Origin of the sequence: uncultured Vibrio sp. (assembly GCF_947488985.1) — a bacterium.
Lineage (GTDB): Bacteria > Pseudomonadota > Gammaproteobacteria > Enterobacterales > Vibrionaceae > Vibrio.
Window position 1 is genome coordinate 1 of sequence record NZ_CANLBV010000148.1, and the last position, 5,212, is coordinate 5,212.

Sequence of the window (5,212 nt, forward strand, 5' to 3'; positions counted from 1 at the left end):
GGGAAATTAATGTCCATATAGTACCTCCGAGCAGAGTTACTATTAGATCAGAAATTTAATCAAATTGGTATAACTTCGCATCTTCATCTCTGTTTGGTGCCGATAGTAAAAAGCTCAGCACGGATACAAGGGCTGAGCTTTATTCTTTAAATAAACCAAACTAGCGTTGTTGGTTAACCAGCGGACGAGTTTTGAGTGCTTAGTTAAACGAAGCGCTTATTGCTTGTGAGTTTATTTCATTAATTTAGCCGATTCGCTTACAACTTATCCACGGTGGCCCATACAGCCGCAAGCATATCGTGACCAAACGCAACGCTACGCTCTGGAGACCAGCCGTAAAGCTCGTCAGCGTGGCTGATGTGATCTTTAAATGGCATCTCGACGGTGTAAGCCAAACACTTGAACTGTTCACTGATCCAGTTTGTACCCACGGTCATATTCGCTTTGCCTGGTTCGTCTTTATCGTAACCAGCTTCGTCTTGGAACTCTGGGGTGATAGTCAATAGCGCTTGCTTGAAGTGGTTCTCAAGGTTTGCAATGCGCTCGTTGTATGACGGTGTACCTTCACTGCCCGCAACAAAGTTATACGGAATGGCTTCATCACCGTGAATGTCTAGGCACATGTCAACGCCCGTTGCGAGCATGCGCTCACGCACAAGGAACACTTCCGGGCTGCGCTCTAGAGAGGGCGATTGCCATTCACGGTTAAGGTTTACGCCAATGCTGTTAGTACGTAGGTGACCACGGATGCTGCCATCTGGATTCATGTTTGGAACCACGTGGAAAACAACGCTGTCTAGTAGAGAGCGACCGACGGTGTCTGTTTCATCGAGCAGGCGCTGTAACAAGCCTTCAATGAGCCATTCTGCCATTGTCTCGCCAGGGTGTTGACGGCCAATAATCCAAATGTTCTTCTTCTCTTCACTTGGCTCACCAATGGTTAGCAGAGTGATGTCGTTGTTGTCTAGCGTTTGGCCCAGAGTCTCAAGCTTACAAGCTGGATGCGTTTGTGCACTGTGCAGAAGATCTTGGTGACGATCGTATGAGTAAGGCGCGAAGTAAGCGAAGTACATGGAATCGTGTTCAGGGATGATATTAAAGCTTAATGTGTCGCCATCAAACTCCGATGGAATACGGAACCACTCTTCGCGATCATACGATGCAACCACGTCATAATCTTTCCAGCCTTCAGGGTAGGCAGAGGTAGCCAGTTGGCCGATTTCAAAGTGGTGTGCTTGCTGCGCCTCACTTTCTAAACGGAAGTGAAACCATTGCGAGATTTCAGTTTGGTTGTCTGCTGGGATAGTCAGTTGAATGTTTTGTGCTGACTCTGCTGATACAACGTGAATGTTGCCGCTTTCGAAGTTGCTGAAAATTTTCATTGTAGTTTTATTCTCGAGTTTGCGTTGCCGTAAGACTAGCACATTTTTTTTCGAGCCAACTACCCACTAAATCGTAATCTTATGTTATTTAAATTCTCGGTTTTTTGGCTAGCTATTATTAAAATAGTCGACTTTTTAACTTTTAATCTATCGGCGTTGACAAGTTGTGCAGCCACGACAGGCAGAGCGTGTGTAGCGATCTAGCTTGCTGCGTTGAACCTTACAATAGGCATTTTTCAACGCCCTTCTGCCAGAGAACCAATCGTCGGGTTTCGACAAGATCAAATAACCGTTAAAACGCTTCATCAACTCGATTCGATTCTGCTCAATGAACTGGCTATCAAAGCCAATTTCAAAGTAATCAAGCGCCTGTTCAATGGACGTAAAGCTCGCAATTTGTTGTTGGATATCGATATGGCTCATTAACGCGAGGATATTCTGAAATAGGGAGAGGATATGTTAAAGGATCTCGGGCTGATTTCTTTGATTTCAGTGTCTATTTTCATCTCTGTCGTTAAATCATCCATTCTTAAGTATGTCAGAACGGAATTTGGCAAACCCGGTTGTTACTAGGACGTTAATTTTTTAAGTTGCATTGAAGTCTCAAATAAACATATTTTTGCTGTTCAGGTTACCGCTGATGATCCAAATTCACCCCTAAAGTATTGCTATTCTCGTAATTATAAATAATTGTTAAAGATGATGGCGCTGTTGCTCAAATCAGGTAAAATACGCAATTAATCGATAGAACCTACCTGTTAGCTTCTAATAGACACACCTAACCCAGTAAGCTTGTTTTACGCTTTTATCATCGCGTAAGTTTCACCCACCTGTGCATTGTAATTTCTTAAGCTCAGTTTCCCTCCTAGCAACTGTTTAACTCGATACATCGCTGTTTCTGACAGTGAACGTCTGTGATACCCATACCGCTCTTTCGAATACTTATTTGAGCCATACAACTTCTGGCAACCCACGGCGAGATTTCTAGGATGACCATGCTCCCAGAAGGCTGCCCCTTCTCTTGGTGGGATAAGCGCAACGACTCCCTTAACCAAGCCACCTGCACCTTCAAGTTGAAAGGGTATAGTCAACAACGCCCCTGTCAGGTAGTCATTCGGACATGAATTAAGTCGCTACTGTGAAGGTAAGGAATTATTGAAATTCCTTACCTTTAAACTATTTTTATTTAACTATAACCTGCCGTTTTAATGTTGTTTTTAAACCAAAATCATCTATTACTTCATATTCAATAAAAGAAACGTTAGCTTTGCTTGTATCTACACTTCCATCTGTGGTTACTTTATCAGTAATATCGCCATAATATTTACTATAAGCTAGAATACCACTTAATGGATCAAACTCTTCCCCAACATTAATTATTACAGAATCAGCTCCATTAATTTCAGGGTAAGATTTATATGTTTTATTTTTCTGTGCTTCATAGAACGATTTTGGATATACATTGCTATCATTTAACCCTTCAATGTAACGCCACTCATCAATAATGTTTTCAGAAGAGCGGTTTATAGTAATATCTCCATCATCATCATAGTTAGTAACACCTACATATAACATTTTGGGGTGACGACGATAACAATCAGAACGTGCAAAAAATGGTCCATTATAAGCATAACTTGTATACCAACAGTAGTTAAATAAACCTTTACCTTCTGTTTGTTGATTTCCTTTCTTTACATTCCATAGCATATTATACTGGCCAGATGAGGAATTGTTACTTTTTCCTCCAGAGCTTGCAATTTTTGTATTTGTTATATTTTCCACCAAATTAAATGAGGCGAAACCACTATGAAAATCAATTCCAGATCCTATATCACCATGTTTTTCTGATAAATTATAAATATTACGCATGACATTACCAGATGATTGGAAACTAAATGATAATAAGTGATTTCTTCCTGCATATTGATAAATATTTTCAACTAATGATTCATAGGTGTCATATAAACCAATACCATGATGACCAATACTACCATAAATATTAACATTTCGAATTGTAACATTTCTAGAACGGTTAACACTAATATCTAGAATGGTATTGTTAATATCAATATTCTCGACCCAGCAATTTTCGACCTTATCAAATTTAATACCACCTGTATCATACTCCCCCTCTGAATAATTACCCTTATGCACACTCTCGATGTTCATATCGCGAACACCACATTCATTTAATTGATAATTATCAATATAAACTGCAGATAAATCCGCAACGGTATAATCTCTAGGCAATGGAGTATCTATTTCTATCGTATTACCATCAATTCCTACAACACGCCGTTTTATCTTCATTATCCGATAAGAAGGATTTAAGTTATTACGTTCTTCGATGCCATCGTCATAAAGAGGGGATAATATTTTTTTTTCACGATTCCAGTCATTATCAGAAGGTACTCTTGGCTGTTTCCAAGAAAACATTAAAATATGAACACCATCTCCTACATTTGGCCTATTTAATATTTTTAATGGGATTTTTGTTTCCCCTGCTTTTACATCCGATGCAAACCAGTTGACTCTAGATTCATGATACCCTCCCATAAAGTTTATGGTATGAGGAGTTCGAACACTATCATGTAATGGACTTCCCTGATTGACTTTTTTCCATTGTTTGATTGTTGTGCCACCTTCACCACGACCAGCACCTTGTAGAATAATGCTAGCACCGCTATTTATTTGTAAAGCATGAGATAGCTCAAAGCTACTGCCATCATCATTTATATTCAAATCATATTGACCAGCTTCGAATTGTATTATCCCACCGCCATTTTCTGATGCTTTATCGATAGCAGATTGTATTGCTGATAAATCATCATTACCATCATTAGCAACTGCTCCAAAATCTTCTACATTATAAATAAATAGATTGTTTTTTTTAGGAGGGAGTTCCCCTCCATTATAACCGGCATTAGACCAATCATATAATAAATAATCGCCATCAAGTGGCTCATTATTAATATATGACTCATAAACTTGTGTATAAGCTGTACTATGAATTGGTTGAAATTCTTCAAGCTCATCGAATGAATCTTCTGTTGTATTACAAGCAGAGAGAAGGAAAATTAGCGGAAATGTTTTATAAATCATTACATTCTCATCATTAAAAATTGGATAATAATATCACATATTGATAGCTTTGTTGAGTCATTAAATTTAGAGAGAAAGCGACCCCGTTTCATATGTTTTTTAGTCAATACGACAAGCTTCAGGCACATCTTCCAGTAACCAGCACTTTTTCTTGAAGATATAAAATACTATATCAAAATGAATGAGAGGTTTTGTAAGCCCTATGTAACCAGGGCTACCGCATGAGTGCCTAGTTTTTCACCACCTGACTAAAACCAGTACTTAATACCGCCTCTAGCATGGACGTATTCATCATACATCGCTTTTGTTTCCCTACGATGCTTAGCTTGGTTGGCTCTTCTCGGAGCATGTTCAAGCTCATATGACGTAAGCATGATAAGTTCTCCGCACCGTGATCTTTGTATATCTGGCACGCGTCTTCATTCATGGTGACATCAAGTACCCAGTGCATTGACTCTATGCCCCAGTGCTCTCTAACTGCCTTCGCCGCTTGCTGTGCACTAAGCTCTTTAAAGCTTATGTAATAACGGTACTCTAGCTCAACAGATTTACCTTTCTCAAGGCGGAAGTTTTCAACCATTACAATGCTCTTTAAGCCTTTCCAGCGAGAGAAGTTACCTTCAAATTCTTTACTATCAAAAACATAGCATTGGCGTAACTCCTCGTGAGTGCCACTCGATTCTTTGCTGGCATTGGATGAAATTTTACATCCATCAATGGCAAACATG

4 protein-coding genes and 1 pseudogene are annotated in these 5,212 nt (G+C 39.4%); all 5 read right to left on the minus strand.

Features of this window, described 5'->3' with window-relative positions; all coding sequences use genetic code 11:
* Positions 1-257: 257 nt before the first annotated feature.
* Positions 258-1,382, minus strand: coding sequence for a M14-type cytosolic carboxypeptidase (locus Q1A70_RS18735; RefSeq protein WP_299695289.1), 1,125 nt, complete (start codon positions 1,380-1,382; stop codon positions 258-260).
* Between the two features lie 147 nt (positions 1,383-1,529).
* Entirely contained in the window at positions 1,530-1,805 is a 276-nt protein-coding gene (locus Q1A70_RS18740; protein WP_299695292.1) for a nitrogenase-stabilizing/protective protein NifW, read from the minus strand.
* 374 nt (positions 1,806-2,179) lie between these two features.
* A pseudogene (locus tag Q1A70_RS18745) lies at positions 2,180-2,422 on the minus strand (IS5/IS1182 family transposase); the annotation flags it as partial.
* Positions 2,423-2,564: 142 nt separating this feature from the next.
* On the minus strand, positions 2,565-4,484 hold the full coding sequence (locus Q1A70_RS18750) for an immunoglobulin-like domain-containing protein (protein ID WP_299695295.1): 1,920 nt from the start codon (positions 4,482-4,484) through the stop codon (positions 2,565-2,567).
* A gap of 229 nt (positions 4,485-4,713) precedes the next feature.
* Positions 4,714-5,212: ISAs1 family transposase (locus Q1A70_RS18755; RefSeq protein WP_299695298.1), on the minus strand; the 499-nt coding region annotated here is incomplete at its 5' end.